Here is a 24,905-nt window from a genome sequence, read left to right as displayed (position 1 = left end):
TCAGGCAAACGTCGCGGTAATGGCCTCGCGCACCTTGAGCATTGCCGGATCCATTTGCGTGTGGGTCCGCCAGCCCAGTTCGATGGGGTAGCGGGGCAAGACCAGGGGGCAGGGCAGCAAGGCCAGGCCGCTGAGGTCGGCAATGGCCCGGGCAGCATGGGCCGGAATCGTCGCTACGGCCTGGCTGCCCTTGAGCAGGAATGGCAGCGCGGCAAAGTGGGTGGTCGAGGCACAGACTCGCCGACTCAGGCCAAGCCCGGCCAGTCCTTCGTCGGTGATGCCGATGAAGCCCCCCGAAGATACCAGCAGATGCTCGCGGGCCACGAACGCCTCCAGGCTGAGGGATTGCTGGCCGTGCGTCAGGCTCGCCGCGTCCAACAGGCAGGCGTAATCGCCTTCACCCAATACCTGGCGGCTGAGCAGCCGCTGCGCGAAACCACCCGCCGTGATCGCCAGGTCGAGATCGCGCTCCATCAAGGCCCGGCCGACGATCTGGCTGTGGGTCTGACGGAAAATCAAGCGCAGGCCCGGCGCACGTCGGGCCACTTCGTCGATCAGGCGCCGCCCATGGGCAATCTCGAAATCGTCCGACAGGCCGACGATCACCGAGCGGCCGTCATAATGGCTGGCATCCGGGTCGACCATCGCCAGGCTCTGGCGACATTTGTCCAGGGCTTCGCTGATCACCGGTTTCAGCTGGTTGGCCCGCAGCGTCGGCGCCAGCCCCCGACCCGTGCGCACGAATAATTGATCGTCATACAACCCGCGGAGCCTGCGCAATGCGGCGCTGATGGCCGACTGGGTCACGCCCAGGCGCAGGGCGGCGCGGCTGGCGCTGGATTCGTCATGCAAGGCTTCGAAAGTCTTGAGCAGATTGAGGTCGATGTCGGCGATATTCATGGGGCTCATATCATTTAGCAGCATTCGGGGCTTTATTCATGATCGGTCGCTCCTTGAGAATCAGCAACACCTGATGATCACGGAGTTGAAAACCATGCCCAAATCCATTGTGGCTGCCCTGCAGATCGGCTCGTTGCCTGGCGGCAAGGGCGAGACCCTGGCGCAGATTCTTTCCTACGAAGATGCCATTCGCCAGGCCGGCGCACGCCTGGTGGTGATGCCTGAAGCGTTGCTCGGTGGCTATCCCAAGGGCGAGGGGTTCGGGACGCAACTGGGTTACCGGCTGCCGGAGGGGCGTGAAGCGTTCGCCCGCTATTTTGCCAATGCCATTGATGTGCCCGGCGTGGAAACCGAAGCGCTGGCCGGGCTGTCGGCGCGTACGGGGGCGAGCCTGGTGCTGGGCGTCATCGAGCGGGTCGGCAGCACCCTGTACTGCACCGCGCTGTATTTCGAACCCGATGCGGGCCTGGTGGCCCGGCACCGCAAGTTGATGCCCACCGGCACCGAGCGGCTGATCTGGGGCAAAGGCGATGGTTCGACCTTGCCGGTGATCGACAGCCAGGTTGGCCGGGTCGGCGCGGCGGTGTGCTGGGAAAACATGATGCCGCTGCTGCGCACCGCGATGTACGCCAAGGGGGTGGAGGTCTGGTGTGCGCCCACGGTGGATGAGCGGGAGATGTGGCAGGTGACCATGCGGCATATCGCTCACGAAGGGCGTTGTTTTGTGGTCAGTGCCTGTCAGGTCCAGGCCTCGCCGCAGGCGCTGGGTATCGAGGTCGCGCACTGGCCGGCCGAGCGGCCGCTGATTGCCGGTGGCAGCGTGATTGTCGGGCCCATGGGCGATGTGCTCGCCGGGCCGCTGAAAGACACTGCCGGGCTACTGACCGCCGAAATCGATACCGATGACCTGGTTCGCGCGCGCTACGACTATGACGTGGTCGGGCACTACGCCAGGCCGGATGTGTTCGAACTGGTGGTGGACGAGCGCGCCAAGCCAGGCGTGCGCTTCACGGCGTGATTCACCACGTCGCCGCGGAGCCTGGCAGTTCGAGGGTCCCGCGGTCGACGAAGCGCATGGTGCCGAACGCGCCGCCGGCGAGTTTGCCCTTGAGCACATAGGGCAGGTTGTCCAGGCTTTGGGTCTGGCTCAGGCCCAGGGTCTGGCGCAGTACGGAAAACGCCGAAATGCTCACCGGGACGCTCAGGATCGCTTCGGAAAAGCGCGGGATCGAGCCGGTCTGGTCACTGACCCCTGTCGCCAGCGTACGGCCGTTGACCTCCAGGTCCAGCGCCACGCCGTTGTAGTCGATGGCGGTTTCGTTGGGGTTCTGCACGCGCAGTTTCACGGCGAAGCGCACCTCCAGGCCCTGGTTGGGCAACGGTTCGATACCGACCACGTTGATGTTCAGCGGGTCACGGTTCGGGAAGAGGGCGCAGGCGCTGAGGCTGAGCAGGATCAGGAATACGGAAAGGCCGAGGATTCTGCGCATGGATTGACTCTCAAAGAATGAAAAAACCGGAAGCGATTGAGCACGATACCCCACAGGTGCTTGTGGCGAGGGGATTTATCCCCGCTGGACTGCGAAGCAGTCCCAAAAATCTGAATCCAACCCGTCGGATCGGTTGAATCATCTCTTTTGGGGGCCGCTTCGCGCCCCAGCGGGGATAAATCCCCTCGCCACAAAGTCCGGTTCCGGTAGATTGCCGGGCGATCGTCGGCGTGTGGCTCCTGACAGTTTCTGACACTAGCCTCTGCTAATCTGCGTCATCTTTTTCTTTGCGGACAGTCCATTGTGTCGCGTACCACTCGGCTGCTCATGTTGCTGCAAGTCTTGCGGGGCAAGCGTTGCCCGGTCACCGCTGCGACGTTGGCGGGTGAACTGAATGTATCCGAGCGTACCTTGTACCGCGACATTGCCGAGCTCACGGCCCTCGGCGCGCCGATCCAGGGCGAGGCGGGCGTTGGTTATGTATTGCGCAGTGGCCTGTTCCTGCCGCCACTGATGTTCACCGCCGATGAAATCGAAGCCATTGTGCTGGGCTTGCGCTATGTGGATCAGCGCGCCGACGAGGTGCTGGGCAAGGCGGCCGCCGACGCCCTGGCGAAGGTTGCCGCGGTGCTGGCCCCTGATGTGCGGGATGCGTTGCGCAACCCTACGGTCCTGCCGGGCCCGCCGGGTTATGGTTATCCGCAGAACACCGTGGAACTGAATGTCTACCGCCAGGCCATTCGTGCCCAGGCCAAGCTGCACATCGACTACGCCGACGTGAACAAGACCCCGAGCCAACGCCTGATCTGGCCGCTGGCCCTGGGCTTTTTCAATGAGGCGCGAGTGGTGGTGGCCTGGTGCGAATTACGCGGTGCCTACCGGACCTTTCGCACCGACCGGATTGCCTCGGCCACCGAGCAGGGCGAGCGGTATCCGGGCCGGCGCAGCGATTTGTTGCGGGACTGGTTTGCGTTGATGAAGTTGGACGAAACCGGGCGTTTTACTCCTGACAAAAACTGACACAACGCTGTTCTAGCATGGTGCCAGATCGATAAAACAAGGAGCCATACCATGTCCAATCCCGTCTCTTCCCTGGCCCCGGCCATCGCCGGCTACATCGCGGCTGCCAATGCCCGTGACAGTTCGGCGGTGACGCGTTTCTTCGCCGAGGATGCCAACGTGTTCGATGAAGGCCAGCACCGCGTTGGCAGCCAGGCCATCGCCCAATGGATGGAAGACACCGCCCAGCGATTCCAGCCGCGGGTGGAAGTCCTCAATGTGCAGCAGCGCACTGGCAAGGTGCTGGTGCAGAACCTGATCTCCGGAACATTCCCCGGAAGCCCGCTGGAGTTGCGTTATACCTTTCGGCTCGATGAGCAGGGCAAGATCAGTCGGTTGGATATCTCGATTTAGCAGTCTGCACCCTGTTATGTGAACACTATTGTGGCGAGGGGATTTATCCCCGCTGGACTGCGAAGCAGGCCCATACGGTTTGAGGCCTGGCGTCTGCTTCGCAGCCGAGCGGGGATAAATCCCCTCGCCACAGTCTGCACGGTTCTTCTGAGCGTTTCGCATGGCATACTCCCCACCTTCGTTTTCCGGACCCGGGCCGTATGACTTTCGACTCCCCCTTGACTGCCTGGCAGCATGCCATCGAACACCACGGTTTCGTCCAGGACGAGGCCCAGGAATTGGCCATCATGGCGCTGGAGCAATGCCACCAGGCGTTGCACGAAGGGCGCAAGTCGATCAAGGGCGTTTATCTCTGGGGCCCGGTGGGGCGTGGCAAGACCTGGCTGATGGACCGCTTTTATGAAAGCCTCAAGGTGCCGGCCCGCCGTCAGCACTTCCATCATTTCATGGCGTGGGTGCACCAGCGTTCGTTCCAGCTCACCGGCACGCCGGATCCTTTGCAAGCCCTGGCCCGGGAGTTGAGCGCAGAAGTACGGGTGCTGTGTTTCGACGAACTGTTCGTCAACGACATCGGTGACGCGATCATTCTCGGGCGCTTGTTCCAGGTGATGTTCGAGCTGGGCATGGTGATGGTGAGCACCTCCAACCTGCCACCGGAAGAACTCTATGCCAACGGCCACAACCGTGAGCGCTTCCTGCCGACCATCACCGCGATCAAGCAGCACATGCAGATCGTGCCGGTGAACGGCTGGCAAGACCATCGCCAGCACCCAGGCCAATTGCAGCAGCGTTATTGGCTGCGCGATCCCGGGCAGCCCGATCCGCTGGGCGATGTCTTCAACCTGTTGACCACGGGGCAGGTGTCGAGCCGCGCGCCGATTGACGTGGGCCATCGCCTGCTTGAACCGGTCCAGGCCAGCGATACGGTGCTCTGGAGTCGTTACGCCGACCTGTGTGAGCAACCGTTCTCAGCGTTGGATTTCATGGCGCTGTGCGACCGCTTCAGCGTCATCCTGCTCAGTGACGTGCCCTGCCTGAGCGCCGAACAACGCGAGGGGCGCATTGCCCGTGGCACCGAGGACGGCGTTGAACGGGTCGTGGCCGGTGACCGTGAGTTGCCGCAGTTATCGGTCCACGACGACGGCGTGCGACGGTTCATCGCCCTGGTCGATGAATGCTATGACCGCAAGGTACCGTTGTGCCTTTCGGCTGCGGTGCCGATGGATGAGTTGTACACCGAGGGCTATCTGCAATTCCCGTTTCGCCGTACGCTCAGTCGCCTCCAGGAAATGCAAATGCAACGTTTTGGTCAGCCAGCCTGACCTGTATCCCGCCGACGGCATCGAGCCGCCGGTACTACCGAAGTGAGATGGAAGGTCATGGAAGAACCCAAGGACATTCTTGTTCTGCAAGCCAGCTACACCAACCCGGTCCACGCCGAAGCGATCTGTCATGTGCTCAACGGCTATGCGCAGGACCCGATGGGCGGAGGACATCCGTTGCCGACCGAGGTGCTGTTGCATCTGCCCGAGGAACTGGCCAAGCGTCCTCATGCCTTCAGCGTGCTGGCTTTTGTCAACGGCGAGCCGGCGGGGCTGGTCAATTGTTTCGAAGGTTTTTCAACCTTTGCCTGCCGGCCTTTGGTGAACATCCACGACGTGGCGGTGATGCCGGAATTTCGCGGCCTCGGGTTGAGCCAGAAGATGCTGCAGAAGGTCGAGGATATTTCCCGCCAGCGCGGTTGCTGCAAGATCACTTTGGAAGTGCTTCAGGAAAATGCCGTGGCGCAGGGCAGCTACGCCAAGTTCGGCTTTGCCCCTGGCATGTTCGACCCCGCCCACGGCCCTATGCAGTTCTGGATCAAGCCCCTGTAAAAGCGGGCATCCGATCGGTTTCGATTATTTCTGCACGACTTCGGCCAAGGGCGCCTTGGGCTGCATCAGGCTGAAGTCGATCAGGGCCTTGCGTGGGGTTTGATACGGGTTGCCGATCAGCAGTGGACGGGCCTTGAAGTCATCGCTGACCAGGCTCTTGCTGTGGTCCAGCTCGTCAAAACTCAAGCCGGCCAGGTCCGCCCAGGTGTGGATCAGGTGTGAACTGCTGTAGGGGCGTGACAGCTCGCCGGCAAAGTTCCAGTCATGGTTTTCGCGCCACTTGGGCGAAGCCCAGGCCATGAAAGGAATGGTGTACATCGGTGCGGTCGGTTTGCCTTCGTTGCGGCCCAGCGTGCCGTGTCCCGGCGAGTCGAACACGTCTTCGCCGTGGTCCGAGAGGTACAGCAGGAAGCCGTTGGGATCGGTCTTGGCGTAATCCTTGATCAGGCTGGATACCACGAAGTCGTTGTACAGCACCGCGTTGTCGTAGCTGTTGTAGGTCGGGACCTGGTCATCACGCAAGCCCGCCGGTACGCCCTGGCGGTCAGTGAATTTGTTGAACGTCGGCGGATACCGGTACTGATAGCTCATGTGGGTGCCGAGCAGGTGCACCACAATCAGCTTGCGCGGGGCGCTGTCGGCCAAGGCCTTGTTGAACGGTTCGATCACGTCGCCATCGTATTGCGCGGCATTCTGGTTGCGGTTGTTGTTCAGGTACACCTGTTCATCGGCCTGTTGGGAAAAGGTCGTGAGCATGGTGTTGCGCTTGGTCATGGTCTGCTGGTTGGTGATCCAGAAGGTCTTGTAGCCGGCCTGCTTCATCATGCTGACCAATGATGGCGTACTCAGGTACAGGTCTGGGCTCTCCTCGTCGGCGAACGTCAGCACCTGCTGCAGCGCTTCGATGGTGTAGGGGCGCGGGGTGATGACATTGTCGAACACCGAAAGCTGGTCCTTGAGCTTGTCCAGCTCCGGCGTGGTTTCCCGCGGGTAACCGTACAGGCTCATGCGCTGGCGGTTAGTGGATTCGCCGATCACCAGCACCAGGGTGGCTGGCTGTTCTGCGGTGGCATCCTTGAGATTGCTCAGGGGAGCAATCTTGCTGGCGCTGTGGAGCATGCCTTGCATGTTTTCCAGCTGTTCACCGTAGCGACGATAGGCCACCAGCATCTGCCATGGCACGGCCGGCTCGATGCGATCTTCGAACTTCTCCAGGCCACCGGCGAAACTGCCGGTGCGCAGGGTTTGCTTGACCAGCGGATAACCGGCCACGGCGAGCACGATGACGGCTGCGGCGACCATGGCCTGGCCCCGAGGCAGGTACACCGGACGCAGACGGGTCCAGAGCCAATAGCCAACAGCGGTGTGGGCCAGGAACGCCGCCACCATCCACCAGGCAAAATACTGGGTCAGGTACTCGCCGGCTTCAGACACGTTCGATTCGAACATGATGAAAATGACGCTCTGGGAAAATTCCTGCTGGTAAATGAAGAAGTAGCCCAGGCTGGCCATGGAGCAAGCCCACAGCACCACGCCGATCAATGCCGCGAGCACGCGTGTACGGGTGGGGAAGAGGAGCAGGGGCGCCAGCCACACCGCACTCATCACGAACGCTTGGCGAAAGCCGGTGAAACCGGAAGTGTCGCTCAGCAGGATGAGCAGTTGGGTGATGCCCGAGAAATACCAGAAGAACAGAAACAGCCAGCCGAGTCCGGCCCAGTCGAAACCTTTCGCAGTCGTTTTGCTGCGTTTGAACAAGCTCATCAAGCGCTCCAGCCTTTATCGACGAAGCTGCCGGCACCGGATTGGTGACCGCAGGCCTGCGTCGAGCAACCCTAAAGGCGGGGAGTATTACGAGCCGGTTGTGAAAACTTTGTGAGTTTTTCGGATACAAAATGCACGTGAGGTGCGAATGCACCTGTGGCAAGGGGATTTGTCTCTAGGGGCGGGACCTGTGGGAGCAAGGCTTGCCCGCGATAGCCGCGCCGCGGTCGAACAGCTGAACCGCGTTATCGTTCATCGCGGGCAAGCCTTGCTCCCACAGATAGAGTTCTCGCCTCAAGTGGGCACGGCAGGACTTGCATGAAAGTGACGCTGTTTGACCAGCGTCACTTCTTCGACTGTGCCTCTGGGGCGGTTACCGAGCCAGGGACTGGCTCTGGTGGGACAGCTGTGCGTGTTGCAGCTGCATGCGCAACTGCGTCACTTCATCGAGCAGCAGATCGCGTTCTTCCTTGAGTAGGCGCAATTCATCGCGACGAATGGTCACATAAAGGGTTTGGGGAGGACGTGCGGTAACGACAGGGCCCATTGCTCACCTCGCAAATGGCGTACATCAACTATAGAGATGTCGCCATGATTTGGTCGACACCTCTACTATCGGCGCCGATTCTGATTTCTTTTGCTTGTGATTGGAACTTTTTTATTTTTCATGGTCGCTGTGTCTTTGGCCGGATCTTGAGCGTTATCGCTTGTGATCGCTCGAATTACCCGGAAACTATGCAGCAATGCTCTGGACTAACCTCCATTAGTCGATAGTGTTAAATCTTTGACACACCTTTATTTGTAGTAGGGAGCATCAGCACATGCAACTCGGGATCATTGGACTGGGCCGCATGGGCGGCAATATTGCACGGCGCCTGATGCTCAATGGGCACACCACCGTCGTCTATGACCGCAATGCCGCTTTTGTCGAAAACCTGCGCCAGGAAGGCGCCACGGGCGTGGCGGACCTGCCGGCGCTGGTCGCCGGCCTGGAAAAGCCACGGGCGGTCTGGGTCATGCTGCCGGCAGGCGCACCCACCGAAGACACCATCAACGTTCTCAGCGAGCTGCTCGAGCCGGGCGACGTGATCATTGACGGCGGCAACACGTATTACAAGGACGACATCCGTCGCGCCCAGGCCTTGTCGGAAAAAGGCCTGAGCTATATCGATGTCGGCACCTCCGGCGGTGTTTGGGGCCTGGAGCGCGGTTACTGCATGATGATTGGCGGCGAGGCCGAGGTGGTGAAGCGCCTGGACCCGCTGTTCGACAGCCTGGCGCCGGGCATGGGCGACATCCCGCGCACCCGTGATCGCAAATCCGACGATGACCGTGCCGAACGTGGCTACATCCACGCGGGCCCGGCGGGTTCGGGACATTTCGTGAAGATGATCCACAACGGCATCGAGTACGGCATGATGCAGGCCTTCGCCGAGGGCTTCGACATCCTCAAGACCAAATCCAGTGAAAGCCTGCCCCCGGAGCAGCGTTTCGACCTGAATGTCGCCGATATCGCCGAAGTCTGGCGGCGCGGCAGCGTGGTGTCGTCCTGGTTGCTGGACTTGACCGCCGACGCGTTGGCCAGCGATCCGAAACTGGACGGTTTTTCCGGTGAAGTCGCCGACAGTGGGGAAGGGCGTTGGACCATCGAGGCCGCCATCGAGCAAGCAGTGCCGGTTCCGGTCCTGTCCAGCTCGCTGTTCGCCCGTTTCCGCTCGCGCCAGCAAAGTACCTACGGCGACAAAATGCTCTCGGCCATGCGTTTCGGCTTTGGCGGCCACGTGGAGACGCCGAAGAAATGACCTCGATCGCCAGCAAATCCAAGGCAGAACCTGCGCCGCCGACCACGTTGTTCCTGTTCGGCGCCCATGGCGATCTGGTCAAGCGCCTGCTCATGCCGGCGCTTTACCACCTCAGTCGCGACGGTCTGCTGGAGGATGGGCTGCGCATCGTCGGAGTTGACCACAACGCCATCAGCGATGTGGATTTTGCCAAGAAGCTCGAAGACTTCATCCGTAACGAAGCGGCGAGCAAGGGCGGTGATGCCGACCGCGCGCTCGATCCGGCGCTGTGGGCCAAGCTGGCCCAGGGCATCAGCTACGTCCAGGGTGATTTCCTCGATGACGACACCTACCAGGCGCTGGCGGCGAAAATCGCCGCCAGCGGCATCGGCAACGCGGTCTTCTACCTGGCGACCGCGCCGCGTTTTTTCAGTGAAGTGGTCAGCCGCCTCGGTGCGGCCGGGCTGCTTCAGGAGCAGGAGGGGGCTTTCCGGCGGGTGGTGATCGAAAAACCGTTCGGCTCCGACCTGCAAACCGCCGAAGCGCTGAACGCCTGCCTGCTCAAGGTCATGAGCGAGAAACAGATCTATCGCATCGACCATTACCTGGGCAAGGAGACGGTGCAGAACATTCTGGTCAGCCGTTTCTCCAACAGCCTGTTCGAGGCTTTCTGGAACAACCACTACATCGACCACGTACAAATCACCGCCGCCGAAACCGTCGGTGTGGAAACCCGTGGCAGTTTTTATGAACACACCGGCGCCCTGCGGGACATGGTGCCTAACCATCTGTTCCAATTGCTGGCGATGGTGGCCATGGAGCCGCCAGCGGCATTTGGGGCCGACGCCGTGCGTGGGGAAAAGGCCAAGGTCGTCGGGGCGATCCGGCCCTGGTCGGTGGAACAGGCCCGCGCCAACTCGATCCGTGGCCAGTACACCGCCGGTGAAGTCGCTGGCAAGGCGGTGACCGGTTATCGCCAGGAAGCCAACGTCGCCGCCGACAGCAACACCGAGACCTACGTGGCCCTCAAGGTCATGATCGATAACTGGCGTTGGGTGGGCGTACCGTTCTACCTGCGCACCGGCAAGCGCATGAGCGTGCGGGATACGGAGATCGTCATCTGCTTCAAGCCGGCGCCTTACGCGCAGTTTCGCGACACTGAAGTCGACGAACTGCAACCCACGTACTTGAGAATCCAGATTCAGCCCAATGAAGGCATGTGGTTCGACCTGCTGGCCAAGCGACCGGGGCCGGCGCTGGACATGGCCAATATCGAATTGGGCTTTGCCTATAAGGACTTCTTCGAAATGCAGCCGTCCACGGGTTACGAAACCCTGATCTACGATTGCCTGACCGGTGACCAGACTCTGTTCCAGCGCGCCGACAATATCGAAAACGGCTGGCGCGCCGTGCAACCGTTCCTCGATGCATGGCAGCAGGACGCAACGGTCCAGCCTTACAAGGCCGGTGAAGATGGCCCGGCGGCCGCCGACGACTTGCTGACTCGCGACAATCGCGTCTGGCATGGCCTTGGATGAGTGATCTGGTGAAGCGCCCCATCCGGTTTTTACTCAGCGACATGGACGGCACACTGCTGTTGCCTGATCACAGTCTCAACCAGCGCACCATCACTGCGGTTCGCGCATTGCGTGAAGCTGGCGTGCTGTTCAGCCTCGCCACCGGGCGGCCGCCGCGGGCGATGTTGCAGCAGATCGAGGCCCTGGGCGTCGACCTGCCCACGGCGGCGTTCAATGGCGGCACGCTGGTTCATCCCGACGGCAGTTTCCTCGCTGTCCATTACCTGCCGCCGGAGGCGGCACTGGCCACCCTGGCGCTGTACGCCGATCAGCCGGGCATCGAAGTCTGGGTATTCGCCGATGGCGATTGGCTGGTACGTGACGCCCACGGGCCGATGGTGCCGGTGGAGACGCGTGGCCTGGGCTACCCGCCGGTTGAAGTCGAGAGTTTCGAGCCTTACCTGGAGCGGATCGACAAGATCGTCGCCACCAGCGCCAACACTGACTTGCTGGTGGAACTGGAGGCTCGGCTGCATCCGCTGCTCAAGGGCCAGGCCCAGGTGTCGCGTTCACAACCGATCTACTTGGATGTGACGGCGATGAAGGCGAACAAAGGGGAAGCGCTGTCGACCCTGGCCGCCTTCCTCGACGTGCCATTGGAGCAGACCGCGGCCATGGGCGACGGTGGCAACGACCCGGCGATGTTTCACCGGGCGGGATTATCGATTGCCATGGGGCAGGCGGAGGAGGCGATCAGGCGTCAGGCGGATGTGGTGACCGCCGCCGTGACCGAAGATGGCGCGGCCCTGGCGATCGAGCGGTACATCCTGCCGTAGGATGTCCTGACCTGTAGGAGCTGGCGAAGCCTGCGATCTTTTGATCTTTCGCTTGAGACTTAAGTGTCTGGGGAAAGATCGCAGCCTCGTTGCACTCGACAGCTCCTACGTACAGTCCAGCGGGAGCAAGGTTCCTCGCCCCAGGTTTTACTCAGAAATTGCTTACAGCCAGTAAGTCACCGCATACCAGCCCAAACCGCCCATCACCACGGTGTAGGGCATGGCCATCCAGACCATCCGGCCATAAGACAGGCGAATCAGCGGTGCAATCGCCGAGGTCAGCAGGAACAGGAAGGCAGCCTGGCCGTTGGGTGTCGCGACGCTCGGCAGGTTGGTGCCGGTGTTGATGGCCACCGCCAGGGTCTCGAACTGTTCGCGGCTCATGTGGCCGGAGACGAAGGCCTGCTTGACCTCGGTGATGTAGATGGTCGCCACGAACACGTTATCGCTGATGGCCGAGAGCAGGCCGTTGGCGATGAACAGCATGCCGGGCTGCTGGTCGGCGGGCAGGGCCAGGACCCACTGGATCAGTGGCGTGAACAACTGCTGGTCGTGAATGACCGCCACCACTGCAAAGAACACCACCAGCAGCGACGTGAACGGCATGGCGTCCTTGAACGCATTGCCCAGTCGATGCTCGTCGGTGATGCCGGTGAAGGCGGTAATCAACACGATGACCATCAAGCCGATCAGGCCGACTTCGGCAATGTGCAAGGCCAGGCAGACGATCAGGATAAGTGCGGCAAGACCTTGGACGATCAGGGCTGCGCGCTGGCGTGCGGTGCGCTCGCGATTGTCCTGCTCAGCATAATCGGCCAGCACAGTGCGAACGTTGTCCGGCAGTAGCGTGCCGTAACCGAACCAGCGCAGCTTTTCCAGGGCCACACAGGTCACCAGCCCGGCAACCAGCACTGGCAGCGACACCGGCGCGACTTTCAGGAAAAAGTCAGCGAAATGCCAGCCCATCTCGTGACCGATCAGCAGGTTCTGCGGTTCGCCCACCAGGGTGCAGACACCGCCCAGCGCCGTGCCGACGGCACCATGCATCAGCAGGCTGCGCAGGAATGCCCGGAACTGTTCCAGGTCGCCATGGTGCAGCGACGGCAGGCCGTGGTCTTCATCGACGCTGCTGTCCTGGCGCGGATCGTTGCCCGATGCCACGCGGTGGTACACCGAATAAAAGCCCACCGCGGCGCTGATGATCACCGCCGTGACGGTCAAGGCATCGAGGAATGCCGACAGAAATGCCGAGAGAAAGCAGAACATCAAGGCCAACAGTGCCTTGGAGCGCACACCCAGGAGCAGGCGCGAGAACAGGAACAGCAGCAGGTCCTTCATGAAGTAGATTCCGGCCACCATGAACATCAGCAGCAGGATGACCGGGAAGTTATGCAGCAATTCATCATACAGCGCCTTGGGTGTGGTCATGCCCAACAGCAGGGCTTCGACCAGTAGCAGCCCACCGGGCATCAGCGGGTAGCATTTGAGGGCCATGGCGAGGGTGAAGATGAACTCCACGACCAGCATCCAGCCGGCGACCACCGGACCGAGGGTCCACAGCACCACGGCGTTGAGAACCAGAAAGGTGATGATGCACGCCTTGTACCAGCGCGGGGAATGCCCAAGAAAGTTGTGCGCGAAAGCTTGAGCCATCGAACCGGACATCGGCTGCTCCTTTTAATTAGAAGCGCGCAACTTGCCGTAACAAATGGGGAATATCAAGCGTAGGCATGAATACCGTTCGCCCACGACGATCTGACTCAGGCCCAATACCGCGCAATCACCGCTCGATAATGCCCCTGGAGCGAGTAGCCACCCACCAGGATTCTGCCGTCAGACTGCAGCACCAGGGCGGTGGCGGTGTCCAGGCTGTAACCGAGTCGAGTGCGAACCCAGCCTTTGCCTTCACCGAAATCTGGATCGAGGCTGGCATCCGGCAAATGCCGGGCGAGCACGAAGTCGGCTTCGATACCGCCGATGGTGGCGCCAGCGGTCACCAGCTTGCCATCCGGTTGAAGCTGGGCCGCCGTCCACTGGCTGGCGTTGCGCCCGATCGCCATGAGCTGGCACTGGCCCTGGTTGCAATGACGGTCCGGCGTGCCGTCCAGGCGCACTTTCAGGGACAGGCTGTGCATCGGATCGCGGCTGCTGCCAAAGGCTTGTAGATTGCCGCTCGCATCCTGAACGATCTGGCTGACCATCACGCTATGACCCTGCGCCAGGATGGACAGGAAGCCCTCTTCACCGAAGCTGTCATCGAGCTTGCCGCTGCTGTCATAACGGGCGATCAAGCCATGCTGGGGCAAGTCAATGGCGCCGCCGACGACAATATGACCGTCAGCCTGGAGCATCAGGCAGCCGAGCCAGGTATTTTTCAACGCGCGTCGGACCATCACGAAACCGCGACCGTTGAACGAGGTATCCAGGGTCCCGTCCGGCAGGAGCCGGATCAATACACCGACATGGTCGGACAATTGATAGTGATGGTTGGCGAGCAAGAGAATCCGGCCATCGGCCTGCACTTGCATGTCGCAGGCCTCGAGGCCTGGCACGCCGGGCGGCAGCCAGGGATCGCGCAGGCCTTGGGAGAGATGGCCGCAGAGCCGGATGAGGTGTCGGCCAGCATTGCCGAAGCTCTGGACGGCATGGCCCTGCTGATCGAACAGCGCCAGGGCGGGAAGGGTGTGTTCGTTGTTTTCATAGTGCAGGCCGGACAGCAGGATGTGCCCGTCGGGCAGCTCGATCACTTTGCCCGCCGTCGCTTCGAAGCCCTGTTCGAACGCGCCGATCACGCAGCCGTGGCTGCCGAAACCCGGATCGGTGGAACCGTCATGGTTGAGCCGCGCCAGCCCGAACCGGCTGCCATGGGCGGTCTCGATCCTGGCCGCGACGAGGATTCGGCCGGCACGGTCGAGGGTCAATCCGGTGATCAGGCTCGACGTGCTGCCTTCGAAATGAACCCAGGCTTTGCCGTTGGCGGCAAAGCCTGGGTCAAGTTGCCCGGCGTGGGTCAGGGCCGGGGGGAGTTCCAACGCGAACTGATCGAGCATGCCTGCCTCTCCTTGCGTGTCGACCGGCCCGAAAGGGCGATGACTGCATGAGGGCAACATTCAATCCTTGAATGTGACAATGCACAACTGTCAGGTACTGCAGTTACAGGGGCGATGCGTGCCATAACAATGGCTTTACAACCCAATGCCAAGCCTGCAATCGATAACAGGCTCTACCGGCGGTTTATTCGGGCATCGACCAGGATTGCAAGGTATAGCCTTCCTGGCTCAATTCGGCACGGGCCTGTTTCAACAGATCGGCCAGTTGGACCGGGTCGGTATAGGCGCTGCTTGGAATCTGAGTGCGGCCAATATGGGTATTGGTACGGTCGATGACGGTCAGGCTAAGTTCGCCGTTACCGTCTTGTGGAGCCCAGGCCACGCATTGGAAAGGACGGAATGCGCGGTCGGCAATCAAAAGAGCTTCGTTGATACGGAGCGGGGCGTTCATGGCATTTTCTCTCAAGTGTGCCCAAACAAATGATGTGCCGTCGGTTGGGCGTACCGTGCGGCTGGTTACTTGTACTGATGTCCCGAACCGGTAGGCGGGTCACACATTATTTAAATAAATTTCGATTTTCTTTCAGACCAGGCTTTTGCTCTTTTGTTTGAAAGCCTCCTGAAAGAAAAACGCCCACAACAACTAACGAAACGCTTGCTTATAACCAGTTTGAGGCGATCTCGATAATCAATTGATACAAGGGTGCGTCAACTTCTTGCTACTGTTACATGCAGGTTTGCCAAACGACTGTTTCTAATCATATTTCTTTATTTTGGCGCCAAGGATCAGTCATGGTCGAAGCCAGTACGTCACGTCGTCTGCTCGTGGTTGATCCCTGCGACGATTGTCATCGCCTGTTGCCAGGTCTGCGCGCCATTGGTTGGGACGTGGACAGTTGCGCCCTCGAACACGCCGGCGATCGGACCTGTGACGTCGGTCTGTTGCGCTTGCAGCCTTTCCACCTGGAGCGTCCGGAAGCGGTCAAGGAGTTGATCAGCCGGAGCGGCACCGAATGGATCGCCGTGCTCAGCCAGGAAGTGTTGCGCCTGCAAAACGTCGGTGATTTTGTCTGCGAATGGTTTTTTGATTTCCATACCTTGCCGTTCGACGTGTCCAGGGTCCAAGTCACACTGGGCCGGGCGTTTGGCATGGCGCGCTTGCGGGGGCAGGGCTCGATTCACATCGATCGGCCCGAACATGAACTGCTGGGTGACAGCAAGCCGATCCGCGAACTGCGCAAGTTATTGAGCAAGTTGGCGCCCGCCGAGTCGCCGGTGTTGATTCGCGGCGAGAGCGGCACCGGCAAGGAACTGGTGGCGCGCACCCTGCATTGTCAGTCCCACCGGCGCAACAAGCCGTTCATTGCCATCAACTGCGGCGCCATTCCGGAACACCTGATCCAATCCGAGCTGTTCGGGCATGAAAAGGGCGCGTTTACCGGCGCTCACCAGCGCAAGATCGGACGGATCGAGGCGGCCCACGGAGGCACGCTGTTTCTCGATGAAATTGGCGACCTGCCGTTGGAGTTGCAGGCCAATCTGCTGCGTTTCCTGCAGGAAAAACACATTGAACGGGTCGGTGGCAGCCAGCCGATTGCGGTCGATGTGCGGGTCTTGGCGGCCACCCATGTGGACCTTGAGGCGGCCATCGAGCAAAAGCGTTTTCGCGAGGATCTCTACTACCGCCTGAACGTGCTGCAAGTGGCGATGGCGCCCTTGCGCGAACGCCATGGCGACCTGGCGATGCTCGCCAGCCACTTTTCCCATTTCTACAGTCAGGAAACCGGCCGCCGCCCCCGCAGCTTCAGCGAGGATGCATTGGTGGCGATGGGCATGCACGACTGGCCCGGGAATGTGCGGGAGCTGGCCAACCGCGTCCGTCGCGGGTTGGTCCTGGCCGAAGGACGGCAAATCGAAGCCCGGGACCTCGGCCTGGCCAGCCACCAGGGCGTCGCGGCACCGATGGGCACGTTGGAGGATTACAAGACCCGCGCAGAGCGCCAGGCCCTGAGCGATGTGCTCAACCGGCATAGCGACAACCTGAGCGTGGCCGCCCGGGTGCTGGGCGTATCCCGGCCGACGTTCTATCGTCTGCTGCACAAGCATCAGATTCGCTAGAACAGCCTACACACAACCCATTGTGGGAGCGAGCAAGCCCGCTCCCACAGTAGTTTTGCAGTGCCCTTGCAATATGTGTCCATCACATACCCCTGAGGGCATCAGAAGTAATACGGGAATTTCAGGCTAAAGGTGAAATCCGGCGCATCGTCGGTCAGCCCGATGGACAGGTTGGGCACGATGGTCAGGTTGTCGGATGCGGCGACGGTCATGCCGATGTTGAAGTAACCGGCGTTGGCATCGCTGGAGGTCACCGACTCCCAGTCGCCACCGTCCTGTTTGAGCTTGCTTTTCTTTTGGATCAGGTCAGAGACCGAGAACGACATGCTCATCTTCTCGTTCAAGGCAAAGGCGATGCCCGCACCGAGCTGGAAGCTGTCGCCGATCCGCACTTTGCCCGGTACCTTCTGGTTGACCGTGGAACTGATATCGTCGAACGATTCTTCGAAGTTATGGGTGTAGGACAGGGTACCGAACAGGACCGCCGGGTCGAAGGTCTTGACCAGTGACAGCCCAGGCGTGATCGACCACACGCCGTTGCCGGTGGGCAGGTCGTCAGGTACGAACAGGTTGGTGTTGGCCTGGGATTGGCGCAGTTTGATGCCAAACGGGTCCTTGCCGGTGGGCGCCTTGACCCGCAGGGTGACCACCGCGTCCGGAGAGTTGATCGACTCATCCATGAACTTGTAGGCGATGCCGAAGTTGACGTCGCCGATGGTCGGGTCGCGGGTCACGGTTTCTTCGCTGGTGACCCCGGCCGCGCCGTTGTTCGCGCCGCCTGACTGATACGTGGATTCGCGGTAGACCACCGGCACGTTGAGGTCGAACTGCCAGCGATTATCGAAGTTATAGCGGCCGGTGAGGTCCAGCGTCCAGGTGTCGGCCTTGATCCGGTCGAGGTTGATGTTGCCCAGGAAAATCGAATCCAGGGCCAGGAAGCCGTTGAGGATCAGTTGCCGCGTGTCGTAGCGCGAATAGGTCACGCCGGTCTCGAAACTGAACTTGCCGCCGCCGAAGAAGCCGCTGGCCTCGTCATAGAGGTTGGAGACACTCTGGGCCGGCTGGGAGTCATCGGCCAGGGATTGCCCGTAGCCGCTGCCACCGGCCGTTGTCGCGCCGCCGGCCACGGTCTGGTTGCCTTTCATGTCGGCCGGGGATTTGGCCAGGCGCTTGGGTGGTGGCGCGGCGGGTTGATCTTCCACCTGGCGAACCCGCTGCTCGAGCACCGCCAGGGCTTTCTGCTGGACCTCGTATCGTTGCTTGAGCTCAAGAAGTTCCTGTTTCAGGGCCTCGATGTCGGCGTCCGGGGCCGCCTGCAACACGGCCGCCGGGAACAGCGTGCTTAAACACATCACAGCGCGCAACGATACGGATCGATACATGAAATATGCCGTCCCTATTTGCCCAATGGTCGGAAAACAGCGTAGTTCAATAACCGAGGTTACGGAGGCCGCGCAGTTGGGTCAGATTGCAGTCCAATGCCCCGGCACTGGGGCCGTTGTTGTTCAGCACCACGTTGAGCTGCGTCATATTGTTGACCAGGTTGCTATTGCCCAGCAGGCGAGTGTTTTGCAGCAAGCCGCCCTGGGCCACTTGTTGCAGGGTGCCGCCCTGGTTGTGGCTGGCCTGGATCGCCATCTGCACGCCGTTGCCGGTGGCGGTGACCGCGACGCTGCCGGCGGCATTGCTGCCGCTGATGGTCTGGCCCTTGGTCAGCAGTTGGCCCTGGGAAGGTACGAGCGCCGGCGCCTGGTTGCTCTCTTTCACATTGATGTTGACGTTGTTGTAGGCCGTGTTGCCGTCGCCCGCGGCACGCACGCTCTGGGTCACGCCCTGGCTGGTACCAAGGCCGGCACCACCGGTCATGTTGCCGCTGCCCTGTTCCGGGACGCTGCCATTGCCGGTCTGCTTGATGGTGGAGACATAGAACTCGGGTTTGACGGTGGCGGCCTGGATCTGCATGGTGCTGGTGGCGCCGATCAAGTCGCCGCTGGCGTTGCGCCAGGTACTGCTCATGACGATGCCGAAGCTGATGACTCGGCCGGGCATGACATAACGACCGCGCAGCTCGGCAAGCTCCTGGTCCTTGACTTCGATGGGTTTGAAGCCGGCATGGGCATAGCCCGAGGCAGTCGCGAGCAGGCAGGCCAGCGACAGCCAGTGTGACGTTTTCATGTGCTGCTCCCGGAGCGTCCTGCTCCTTTTTGTACTTATTGTTGGCAGTGGTCGGCGATTAGAAAAAGTCGCTCTGTATGAAGCCGAAGTCCATCAGTTCCGCATCCCTGACCGGGTTGAAACCGTCCAGCTTGTTACGGGCTGTCAGGGGTTGAGGAGGGCTGCGTAGCGCATTGGTCTTGTCATAGCCCGGGCCGACGATCGCAAATACGATGCCGTTCCAGCCTTTGACGAACTCATCGTGGGCGTAGCGCTTGTGCCCCAGCACCGGGTCGCCGATGTAGACCCATTGCTTGTCGGCCCGCTGCAACACCACGAAGTGCTTGTAGCCGCGTATTTCCATCAGGACGACCACCGGAATCGTCACCGCCTCGAGTTTCTCTGGCGGTATGCGGTAGCCTCGGGCACGCATGCCGATGGTCTCCACGTAGCGCTTCATGTCCAGCATGGAAAACCCCTGGGTGCGAACCAGGTCCTGGTCGGCATTGACCAGCATGCCTTTGATGACGTGCTCTTCATCGACGTCAAGCCAATAGGCCTGGCGCAGCACCGTGGCCAGCGCGGCGGCGCCGCAACTGAAATCGGTTTTCTGCTCGACGATGTCGCTGAATTTACGCTCGCGTACGCTTTGCACCGGTTTGTAGACCAGCATGCCGCCAGGCAGGGCGGCGACCGGCATCTGCGCCGCTTCGGCCATACAGGTCAGGCAGAGCAGCAGGGAAACGGCAGTGACACGCATGATCAATACGCCTAGTGGACGTCCGGGAAAAAGCCCCCTGTGGGGGGTGAGCCTGTGGGAGCAAAGCTTGCTTGCGATAGCGGTTTTAAAGCCAGCAGAGGGGCCGTACGTGACGACCTCGATCGCGAGCAAGCTGTGCTCCTACAGAGCTACTACCCCCACAGTGGTACTTTTTTACATGCAAGCCTTGCAGCCGGCCGCGATGGACAGCGAGTTGCTTTGCTGGTTGCCCACGCCTGCCGACACGTTGGCGCCGCCGTTACCGGAGAAGCCGTTCATGGAGTTGGTCATGGTGGCGTTGTTGATCACAGGGTTTTTCCAACCGTCGCGGGTCAGCACTTGCTGGGTGTTGCTGCCGGCCAGTTCGAAAGTCCCCACGGCGGAGAACTTGAACTTGTCGTCATCATGACCGCCGCCGTAGCCGCCTCTGTTGTCCCATCCGCCATGATCGTTGTCTTCGGCGGTGCCGGTACCTTTGGCCTTGAACGTGCCTGAGGCGCTGTAGGTGCTGGTGAGGGTGTCGGTCTTGTAGGTCCGCACGCCTTTGTTGTCGACCACAAGGCCGGTGGAGGACTGGTCAGCCGAGGCCGAGGCCTGTGCGACACGGCCCCCGGATACGGCGATGGCCAGGTTGTTTTTCTGCTGGTTGAAGTTCCCGGCGGTCACGTTGATACCGATGTTGCCGGAGCCGTTGTTGCCCGCATTGGTGAGCGAGGCGTTGTTTTGCGTGGAGTTGTTCTTGACGTAATTGTTGTTATTGACCTGCGTGGCGCTGGAGGCGGCGACAGCCGAGCCGAAGATGAAGCTTTCGTCGGCGGTGGCCAGGGCGGCGGCGTTGTCCTGCTGGTTGCCGTCGCCGCCGGCAATGTTGGCGCCCATGTTGCCGTTGCTGCCATTGAGCGAGTCAGTGGCTTCAGCGGTGTTGCGGGTGGCTTGGTTGGTCACGACGTTGCCGTCGCTGTTTTGCTCATCCAGCACGGTCGCGCCAGCCCCGGCGCTGATCGAGAGCAGTTGCTCGAGCGACGGACCTCTTGGGCCTTGATTGCCGTGGCCGTTACCGTGGCCGTTGCCACGCCCGTTGCCATCGGCCTGCGCAGCCATTGCCATGACCGCGGCGAGAGCGAAAACCAATGGTTTGAGTGCCATTGTAGGTTTCATGGTGTTTCTCCTTGCGTGTCGTTGGTTAAGTGTCGGTACTTTCTTATGTAGCCCCCGGGTCAATCAGCGACCCGGATGCTCAGGGTGTTAGCCATTCGGTTCCCCACCCCGGCGCTCTGGTTCACCTGGATTACCCCTCGGCTGCCGGTGAAGGCCTGGTCGCTGGTGACGACCTGGCGACTGCCGGTTGGGGCGCCAGTTGCTCCTGAGTTCGGTAACAACGCCACGTTCTGTTGGGACAGGGCGCTGTCGTCCATGCTCTGCGGATGAGCACTGATGCCCACCCGCATGACATTGGCCATCTGGTTGTTGGCCCCGGCGGACTGGTTGACGCCCAGCACGCCGTTGCCGTTGCTGAAGGAATGGCCACCGATGCGGGCGGTGGCGTTCATGGAAGGGGCGGCCTGGGTGTCGACACGTTGCTGAACGTGGGTGCTTGCCTGGGCGTGGCTGCCAATGGCGATGGCCCGGGTGTTGGTTTGCTGGATCTGGTCACCGGCCGCCTGGTTGACGTTGAAGTTGCCGGTGTAGTGGCTGCCGGAATCCTGCAGGTTGGCGCTGCTGACCACTGCGACACCCGAATCGGCAAATACGGTGAAAGAGCTGAGCAGGGAAAGCATGATCAGGGCGAGTAGAAACAGTACGGGCTTCATGTCACTGACCTCCCGCCAGCCGACCCAGCGGGGCCAGGCCGGAACTCAACGAGCGGTTGATGGTGCCTGAGATCGCGCCACCACTACCGCCACCGTGACCGGCATTCATGCCCGGCATGCCGTTGGGGTTGGTGACCACATTCAAACCCTGCACGCCGGTATTGGGGGTGACGATGTTGCGGATCGACGAGCCGCTGGCCACGCTGGCGAATTCGCCATCGCTCAGTTCGGTGCTGGCGGTCGCTTGGTTGATTCGTTCGGAGGGGTTGGCGTTGACGGTGGTCGGGTAGGGGTCTTTGCCGCCGTTGCGACCGATTGCGATGGGTTGTACGTCACGGCTGAGCACGATGACGCCGTTGCCCTCGGCCTGTACTGGCAGGCTGAGCGTTGCGCTGGCGGCGCAGCCGATCACGAGCAGACAGGTCAAACTTCTTTCGAAAGTCCCCACGGCATCGATTCCTTCTTCGGTGGGCTGGCCCTGGTCCAGCGTTGCGAAGTGGGGAGGAGCAGGTGTTGTGCCGTGTTTTGAAATGCCCGCCATTTCAATGGGTTGGATTCAGGCGGGGAGCGTCGGGGAGGGATACTGTTTCAGCGCTGAGACAGGGCGTCGACGGCCAAATGGCCATCAGCCTTGCAGGGCTCTGGATCCAGGCTTTTAGGCGGGCGTTTCAGCAGCTTTACAGTCTTGATGGCAAGAACATGAAGCGGGGTTGAGTCCGGGTTTCGTGCGCGTGCACTGTTTCATAAGTGAAACAAGTCAAGCGGCGGTCAGGCTTCAAGCAGTTGGGTAACGGCTGCAAACACTTGCTGCCGGCGTTGCCCCCAGTCGCCCTGAATGACCTGGAAGGGTTGCCGATGTCGCCTCAGCCAAGTCTCGATCGCTTGGAAAAATGCCAGCCGTTCTGTCAGCTCGGGCTGGCAACGCAAACCGTCGCCAGTCCATTCGACCTGCTCTGGGCTTAACAACAGGTGCAGATCGTAATGCCGGGCCAGCAGCGCCGGTTCGAGCCACTCCGGGCAATCGCCGAACAGGGTCTGGCTCCAGAGGATGTTACTCAACAGGTGAGTGTCGAGGATCAGCAGCGCCGGCCGATGGGCACGGGCCTGGTCCTCCCAGGCCAGTTGGCCGGAAGCGATGTCGGTGATGTCGGCCAGGCAGGTATCGCGTTGGGTCTGCTCCATGAAATGGCGCACGTATTCATCCACCCGCATTCCACCGAAGTGTTCCTGCAATTGCGCCGCCAGCCAGCTCTTGCCGCTGGATTCCGGGCCGGTCAGGACCACCACCTTCATGCGCGCAGGGCCGGGTCGGCGCGCCATTCGCGCCAGCCTTGTACGGCCAGCAGGGTGAACAGGGCGTAGAGTGCGGCGGTCAGGTGCAAGCCCTTGTAGATGAACAGACCCACGAAGATCACGTCCAGGGCGATCCACAGCGGCCAGCATTGCACGCGTTTTTGCGCCATCCACCACTGGGCCACGAGGCTGAACCCCGTGAGCGCGGCGTCGAGCCAGGGCTGGGCGGCGTCCGTCCAGTGGGCCATGGCGGCCCCCAACAGCAAGCTGCCCGCCGCGCCGAGGGCCAGGCCGAGCAACACCGATGGCCCACCGAGGCGGCTGACCTGGCGCCCATCATGATTGCGTCCGGCACGGGTCCATTGCCACCAGCCGTAGAGTTGCAGCACCGCGTAGACAACCTGCAGCAGCATGTCCGAGTACAACTTCACCTCGAAAAAAATCCAGCTGTACAGCAGCACCATGACCAGGCCGATCGGCCAGCACCAGGGGTTCTGCTTGACGGTCAACCAGACGGCGATCACGCCGAGGGCTGCGGCAAACAGTTCAAGCCCGGACATGGCGGTTCCTTGGGAAAGAGGAGAGGGCGGGGATTGTAAACGCTATGGCGTGGAGAGCTCCAATAGCAATGTTGAATGGATCTCCGCCATCGCGGGCAAGGGATTTGTGGTGCACACCCAACCTGAGACCAGCACAACACCCATGTGGGAGCGGGCTTGCTCGCGAATGCTATCTGTCAGTTATACACCTGCCGACTGAGACACCGCATTCGCGAGCAAGCCCGCTCCCACATCTATGGTCCTCTCAGTTTCTGCAATACTGAATTTGGATGCGTGATTGGCTTGCCGCAATCTATTCGGCGTCGAAAAGATAAATTCGCGCCGCGATGAAAATCGCGCCTGACAGTCCTGATTAGGGTAGATCGGCTTTAGAGCCGTGTGGGAGCCCAGGTTTTCTGTCAGGTCGGTAGGCCGTTTACGTCATCTGTTATCCAGCATCGCAAAACCAGGTGGGTGGTGCTCGGTAACGCAGGGTCAAGCGTTCTGTGCGCTTGGCCCTGCCTCATATATTCCATGGGTGTGCGCTAAGGCCCAGGCTATGCGCGCCAATTTATTCGCCAACGCACACACCACAACATTGCGGTGGTGACGAGCTAACAGCCCGCGTACCCAATCCGCCAAGTGCCCGGTTTGTTTATCCAGGTGATTGATAAAGGTCTGGCTGCATTGCACAAGCAATCGTCGCTGATTACGGTCGCCACGCTTGCTGATGCCTAGTAAATGCGGCTTCCCGCCAGTAGTGAGTTGCTTGGGTACCAGGCCTATCGAGGCGGAGTAGTCACGGCCCCGTTTGTACTGTTTGCCGTCACCTATTTCTGCAGCCAGGGCGCTGGAGGTGATCGGGCCGACGCACGGCATCGTCATCAACCGTGTAGCCAGATCGTCTTCAGCGACCTGGCCTTCCAATTCTTTGGTTAACGCCTTAACTCGTTCATCGAGATAGCTGAAATGAGCGTGAAATTGCTCAAAGAGACGAATGACCGGCACAGGTGCGCGGAGCTCCTCCAGGACTTTGGGCAGTTCTCTGATTGATTTGAAGGTCGGCTTCAAGCTAACCCCCCACTCAAGCAGAAAAGCGTGAATGCGATTGACCGTGGCGGTCCGATCTCGCATGAACGCTTCACGGGTCATATTGAGCATGCTGAGTGCTTGCTGAGCCTCGGTTTTTAGCGCAACGAAGCGCATCGCAGATCGACTGGCGGCTTCGCCAATAGCCTCTGCATCGACATAGTCGTTCTTGTTGCTTTTGACGTAAGGACGTACATGTTGGGCTGCTATGAGTTTGGGTTGATGGCCACAACTGACTGCGAATCGGCCCATGAAATGCGCACCGCCGCAGGCTTCCATAGCCAGGGTGCAAGGGGGCAGTTGAGCAATGAAGGCAAAAACCTGAGCGCGTGAAACCTTGGCACGGAACAGGTGGCGCCCGCGGTTATCTTGACCGTAGAAGTGGAAGCAGTTTTTGCCTAGATCCAAGCTGGTAATAGCAAGATTGTCAGTATTCATGGCGGCGGTCTCCGGTAGATCCCCCAGTGAAAGCTTAGCTTTCACTGGGGGGAGGTCTGAGAGGACCATTTCATTAGG

Annotated in this window: 25 protein-coding genes; 9 read left to right on the top strand and 16 right to left on the bottom strand. The window is 60.8% G+C overall.

Going from position 1 to position 24,905, the window contains the following annotated elements:
* Complete coding sequence (locus BM317_RS16890) at positions 1-909, bottom strand: LysR family transcriptional regulator (protein WP_092475410.1); 909 nt, start codon at positions 907-909, stop codon at positions 1-3.
* Positions 910-994: 85 nt separating this feature from the next.
* Here BM317_RS16890 and BM317_RS16885 point away from each other — a divergent pair, with 85 nt between their 5' ends.
* Complete coding sequence (locus BM317_RS16885; protein ID WP_092475407.1) at positions 995-1,918, top strand: carbon-nitrogen hydrolase family protein; 924 nt, start codon at positions 995-997, stop codon at positions 1,916-1,918.
* Between the two features lies 1 nt (position 1,919).
* Here the strand turns inward: BM317_RS16885 and BM317_RS16880 are convergent, their stop codons facing one another.
* Complete coding sequence (locus tag BM317_RS16880; RefSeq protein WP_092475302.1) at positions 1,920-2,390, bottom strand: LEA/WHy family protein; 471 nt, start codon at positions 2,388-2,390, stop codon at positions 1,920-1,922.
* Between the two features lie 303 nt (positions 2,391-2,693).
* Here BM317_RS16880 and BM317_RS16875 point away from each other — a divergent pair, with 303 nt between their 5' ends.
* The 4 genes from BM317_RS16875 (at position 2,694) to BM317_RS16860 (ending at position 5,677) form a co-directional block, all read left to right on the top strand.
* Positions 2,694-3,410 carry a helix-turn-helix transcriptional regulator gene (locus BM317_RS16875; RefSeq protein ID WP_092475300.1) on the top strand — a complete coding sequence of 239 codons (717 nt, stop codon included), beginning with the start codon at positions 2,694-2,696 and terminating at the stop codon, positions 3,408-3,410.
* A 51-nt stretch (positions 3,411-3,461) separates the two neighbouring features.
* Positions 3,462-3,803: a nuclear transport factor 2 family protein gene (locus BM317_RS16870; protein WP_092164820.1), complete on the top strand. Its 342-nt coding sequence runs from the start codon at positions 3,462-3,464 to the stop codon at positions 3,801-3,803.
* A gap of 200 nt (positions 3,804-4,003) precedes the next feature.
* Positions 4,004-5,125, top strand: a complete 1,122-nt coding sequence (gene zapE / locus BM317_RS16865) for a cell division protein ZapE (protein WP_092475298.1) — start codon at positions 4,004-4,006, stop codon at positions 5,123-5,125.
* 57 nt (positions 5,126-5,182) lie between these two features.
* Positions 5,183-5,677 (top strand): GNAT family N-acetyltransferase, encoded by a 495-nt coding sequence (locus tag BM317_RS16860; protein WP_092164816.1) that lies wholly within the window; start codon positions 5,183-5,185, stop codon positions 5,675-5,677.
* 24 nt (positions 5,678-5,701) lie between these two features.
* On the opposite strand, the gene BM317_RS16855 is transcribed toward BM317_RS16860, so the two are convergent.
* Positions 5,702-7,441, bottom strand: a complete 1,740-nt coding sequence (locus tag BM317_RS16855) for a phosphoethanolamine transferase CptA (protein ID WP_092164814.1) — start codon at positions 7,439-7,441, stop codon at positions 5,702-5,704.
* Between the two features lie 373 nt (positions 7,442-7,814).
* Complete coding sequence (locus tag BM317_RS30735; protein ID WP_013693491.1) at positions 7,815-7,988, bottom strand: DUF6026 family protein; 174 nt, start codon at positions 7,986-7,988, stop codon at positions 7,815-7,817.
* Positions 7,989-8,238: 250 nt separating this feature from the next.
* Here BM317_RS30735 and gnd point away from each other — a divergent pair, with 250 nt between their 5' ends.
* Genes gnd through BM317_RS16840 form a run of 3 tightly spaced genes read left to right on the top strand, consistent with a single transcriptional unit; the run spans position 8,239 to position 11,575 of the window.
* The gene (gene gnd / locus BM317_RS16850; protein WP_256574159.1) at positions 8,239-9,243 is read left to right on the top strand and encodes a phosphogluconate dehydrogenase (NAD(+)-dependent, decarboxylating); all 1,005 of its coding nucleotides are present in this window, start codon (positions 8,239-8,241) and stop codon (positions 9,241-9,243) included.
* Entirely contained in the window at positions 9,240-10,760 is a 1,521-nt protein-coding gene (gene zwf, locus BM317_RS16845) for a glucose-6-phosphate dehydrogenase (protein ID WP_092475295.1), read from the top strand. The genes gnd and zwf overlap by 4 nt, the downstream gene beginning before the upstream one ends.
* Complete coding sequence (locus BM317_RS16840) at positions 10,757-11,575, top strand: HAD family hydrolase (RefSeq protein WP_092475292.1); 819 nt, start codon at positions 10,757-10,759, stop codon at positions 11,573-11,575. The genes zwf and BM317_RS16840 overlap by 4 nt, the downstream gene beginning before the upstream one ends.
* 162 nt (positions 11,576-11,737) lie before the next feature.
* Here the strand turns inward: BM317_RS16840 and nhaB are convergent, their stop codons facing one another.
* The 3 genes from nhaB to BM317_RS16825 all read right to left on the bottom strand — a co-directional run bounded on the left by nhaB (position 11,738) and on the right by BM317_RS16825 (position 15,076).
* Positions 11,738-13,240 carry a sodium/proton antiporter NhaB gene (nhaB, locus tag BM317_RS16835; protein WP_092164807.1) on the bottom strand — a complete coding sequence of 501 codons (1,503 nt, stop codon included), beginning with the start codon at positions 13,238-13,240 and terminating at the stop codon, positions 11,738-11,740.
* A gap of 95 nt (positions 13,241-13,335) precedes the next feature.
* On the bottom strand, positions 13,336-14,625 hold the full coding sequence (locus BM317_RS16830) for a hypothetical protein (protein ID WP_092475289.1): 1,290 nt from the start codon (positions 14,623-14,625) through the stop codon (positions 13,336-13,338).
* 184 nt (positions 14,626-14,809) lie between these two features.
* Positions 14,810-15,076, bottom strand: a complete 267-nt coding sequence (locus BM317_RS16825) for a hypothetical protein (protein ID WP_013693488.1) — start codon at positions 15,074-15,076, stop codon at positions 14,810-14,812.
* 341 nt (positions 15,077-15,417) lie between these two features.
* Between BM317_RS16825 and BM317_RS16820 the strand changes: the two genes are divergently transcribed.
* Positions 15,418-16,743 (top strand): sigma-54 dependent transcriptional regulator, encoded by a 1,326-nt coding sequence (locus BM317_RS16820; protein WP_092475288.1) that lies wholly within the window; start codon positions 15,418-15,420, stop codon positions 16,741-16,743.
* A 101-nt stretch (positions 16,744-16,844) separates the two neighbouring features.
* On the opposite strand, the gene BM317_RS16815 is transcribed toward BM317_RS16820, so the two are convergent.
* The 9 genes from BM317_RS16815 to BM317_RS16775 all read right to left on the bottom strand — a co-directional run bounded on the left by BM317_RS16815 (position 16,845) and on the right by BM317_RS16775 (position 24,827).
* Positions 16,845-18,125 carry a transporter gene (locus BM317_RS16815; RefSeq protein WP_092164803.1) on the bottom strand — a complete coding sequence of 427 codons (1,281 nt, stop codon included), beginning with the start codon at positions 18,123-18,125 and terminating at the stop codon, positions 16,845-16,847.
* 46 nt (positions 18,126-18,171) lie between these two features.
* A complete protein-coding gene (locus tag BM317_RS16810) occupies positions 18,172-18,918 on the bottom strand; it encodes a hypothetical protein (protein WP_092164802.1) in 747 nt (248 codons plus the stop codon).
* Positions 18,919-18,976: 58 nt separating this feature from the next.
* Positions 18,977-19,657, bottom strand: coding sequence for a C39 family peptidase (locus tag BM317_RS16805; RefSeq protein ID WP_092164801.1), 681 nt, complete (start codon positions 19,655-19,657; stop codon positions 18,977-18,979).
* Positions 19,658-19,831: 174 nt separating this feature from the next.
* Positions 19,832-20,815: a heme utilization protein gene (locus BM317_RS16800; RefSeq protein WP_092164800.1), complete on the bottom strand. Its 984-nt coding sequence runs from the start codon at positions 20,813-20,815 to the stop codon at positions 19,832-19,834.
* 59 nt (positions 20,816-20,874) lie between these two features.
* Positions 20,875-21,468, bottom strand: a complete 594-nt coding sequence (locus BM317_RS16795) for an adhesin (protein ID WP_092164799.1) — start codon at positions 21,466-21,468, stop codon at positions 20,875-20,877.
* Position 21,469: 1 nt separating this feature from the next.
* On the bottom strand, positions 21,470-21,916 hold the full coding sequence (locus BM317_RS16790) for a hypothetical protein (protein WP_060742551.1): 447 nt from the start codon (positions 21,914-21,916) through the stop codon (positions 21,470-21,472).
* A gap of 320 nt (positions 21,917-22,236) precedes the next feature.
* Entirely contained in the window at positions 22,237-22,761 is a 525-nt protein-coding gene (locus tag BM317_RS16785) for an AAA family ATPase (protein ID WP_092165019.1), read from the bottom strand.
* Entirely contained in the window at positions 22,758-23,321 is a 564-nt protein-coding gene (gene pnuC / locus BM317_RS16780) for a nicotinamide riboside transporter PnuC (protein WP_092475282.1), read from the bottom strand. Before pnuC ends, BM317_RS16785 begins: the two co-directional genes overlap by 4 nt.
* 474 nt (positions 23,322-23,795) lie before the next feature.
* Entirely contained in the window at positions 23,796-24,827 is a 1,032-nt protein-coding gene (locus BM317_RS16775) for an IS110 family RNA-guided transposase (protein WP_092475404.1), read from the bottom strand.
* Between the last annotated feature and the right edge of the window lie 78 nt (positions 24,828-24,905).

This window comes from Pseudomonas sp. NFACC24-1 (assembly GCF_900115235.1).
GTDB classification, from domain to species: domain Bacteria; phylum Pseudomonadota; class Gammaproteobacteria; order Pseudomonadales; family Pseudomonadaceae; genus Aquipseudomonas; species Aquipseudomonas fluorescens_AA.
Note: the sequence above shows the minus strand (reverse complement) of the source record. Positions and strands in the feature narration are given on the sequence as shown.

What these genes read in the sequence shown, in the direction of transcription:
- BM317_RS16890 (WP_092475410.1), bottom strand. Translation starts at nt 909, where the DNA reads ATGAGCCCCATGAATATCGCCGACATCGACCTCAATCTGCTCAAGACT.
- BM317_RS16885 (WP_092475407.1), top strand. Translation starts at nt 995, where the DNA reads ATGCCCAAATCCATTGTGGCTGCCCTGCAGATCGGCTCGTTGCCTGGC.
- BM317_RS16880 (WP_092475302.1), bottom strand. Translation starts at nt 2,390, where the DNA reads ATGCGCAGAATCCTCGGCCTTTCCGTATTCCTGATCCTGCTCAGCCTC.
- BM317_RS16870 (WP_092164820.1), top strand. Translation starts at nt 3,462, where the DNA reads ATGTCCAATCCCGTCTCTTCCCTGGCCCCGGCCATCGCCGGCTACATC.
- zapE (WP_092475298.1), top strand. Translation starts at nt 4,004, where the DNA reads ATGACTTTCGACTCCCCCTTGACTGCCTGGCAGCATGCCATCGAACAC.
- BM317_RS16860 (WP_092164816.1), top strand. Translation starts at nt 5,183, where the DNA reads ATGGAAGAACCCAAGGACATTCTTGTTCTGCAAGCCAGCTACACCAAC.
- BM317_RS16855 (WP_092164814.1), bottom strand. Translation starts at nt 7,441, where the DNA reads ATGAGCTTGTTCAAACGCAGCAAAACGACTGCGAAAGGTTTCGACTGG.
- BM317_RS30735 (WP_013693491.1), bottom strand. Translation starts at nt 7,988, where the DNA reads ATGGGCCCTGTCGTTACCGCACGTCCTCCCCAAACCCTTTATGTGACC.
- zwf (WP_092475295.1), top strand. Translation starts at nt 9,240, where the DNA reads ATGACCTCGATCGCCAGCAAATCCAAGGCAGAACCTGCGCCGCCGACC.
- BM317_RS16840 (WP_092475292.1), top strand. Translation starts at nt 10,757, where the DNA reads ATGAGTGATCTGGTGAAGCGCCCCATCCGGTTTTTACTCAGCGACATG.
- nhaB (WP_092164807.1), bottom strand. Translation starts at nt 13,240, where the DNA reads ATGTCCGGTTCGATGGCTCAAGCTTTCGCGCACAACTTTCTTGGGCAT.
- BM317_RS16830 (WP_092475289.1), bottom strand. Translation starts at nt 14,625, where the DNA reads ATGCTCGATCAGTTCGCGTTGGAACTCCCCCCGGCCCTGACCCACGCC.
- BM317_RS16825 (WP_013693488.1), bottom strand. Translation starts at nt 15,076, where the DNA reads ATGAACGCCCCGCTCCGTATCAACGAAGCTCTTTTGATTGCCGACCGC.
- BM317_RS16820 (WP_092475288.1), top strand. Translation starts at nt 15,418, where the DNA reads ATGGTCGAAGCCAGTACGTCACGTCGTCTGCTCGTGGTTGATCCCTGC.
- BM317_RS16815 (WP_092164803.1), bottom strand. Translation starts at nt 18,125, where the DNA reads ATGTATCGATCCGTATCGTTGCGCGCTGTGATGTGTTTAAGCACGCTG.
- BM317_RS16810 (WP_092164802.1), bottom strand. Translation starts at nt 18,918, where the DNA reads ATGAAAACGTCACACTGGCTGTCGCTGGCCTGCCTGCTCGCGACTGCC.
- BM317_RS16805 (WP_092164801.1), bottom strand. Translation starts at nt 19,657, where the DNA reads ATGCGTGTCACTGCCGTTTCCCTGCTGCTCTGCCTGACCTGTATGGCC.
- BM317_RS16800 (WP_092164800.1), bottom strand. Translation starts at nt 20,815, where the DNA reads ATGAAACCTACAATGGCACTCAAACCATTGGTTTTCGCTCTCGCCGCG.
- BM317_RS16795 (WP_092164799.1), bottom strand. Translation starts at nt 21,468, where the DNA reads ATGAAGCCCGTACTGTTTCTACTCGCCCTGATCATGCTTTCCCTGCTC.
- BM317_RS16785 (WP_092165019.1), bottom strand. Translation starts at nt 22,761, where the DNA reads ATGAAGGTGGTGGTCCTGACCGGCCCGGAATCCAGCGGCAAGAGCTGG.
- pnuC (WP_092475282.1), bottom strand. Translation starts at nt 23,321, where the DNA reads ATGTCCGGGCTTGAACTGTTTGCCGCAGCCCTCGGCGTGATCGCCGTC.
- BM317_RS16775 (WP_092475404.1), bottom strand. Translation starts at nt 24,827, where the DNA reads ATGAATACTGACAATCTTGCTATTACCAGCTTGGATCTAGGCAAAAAC.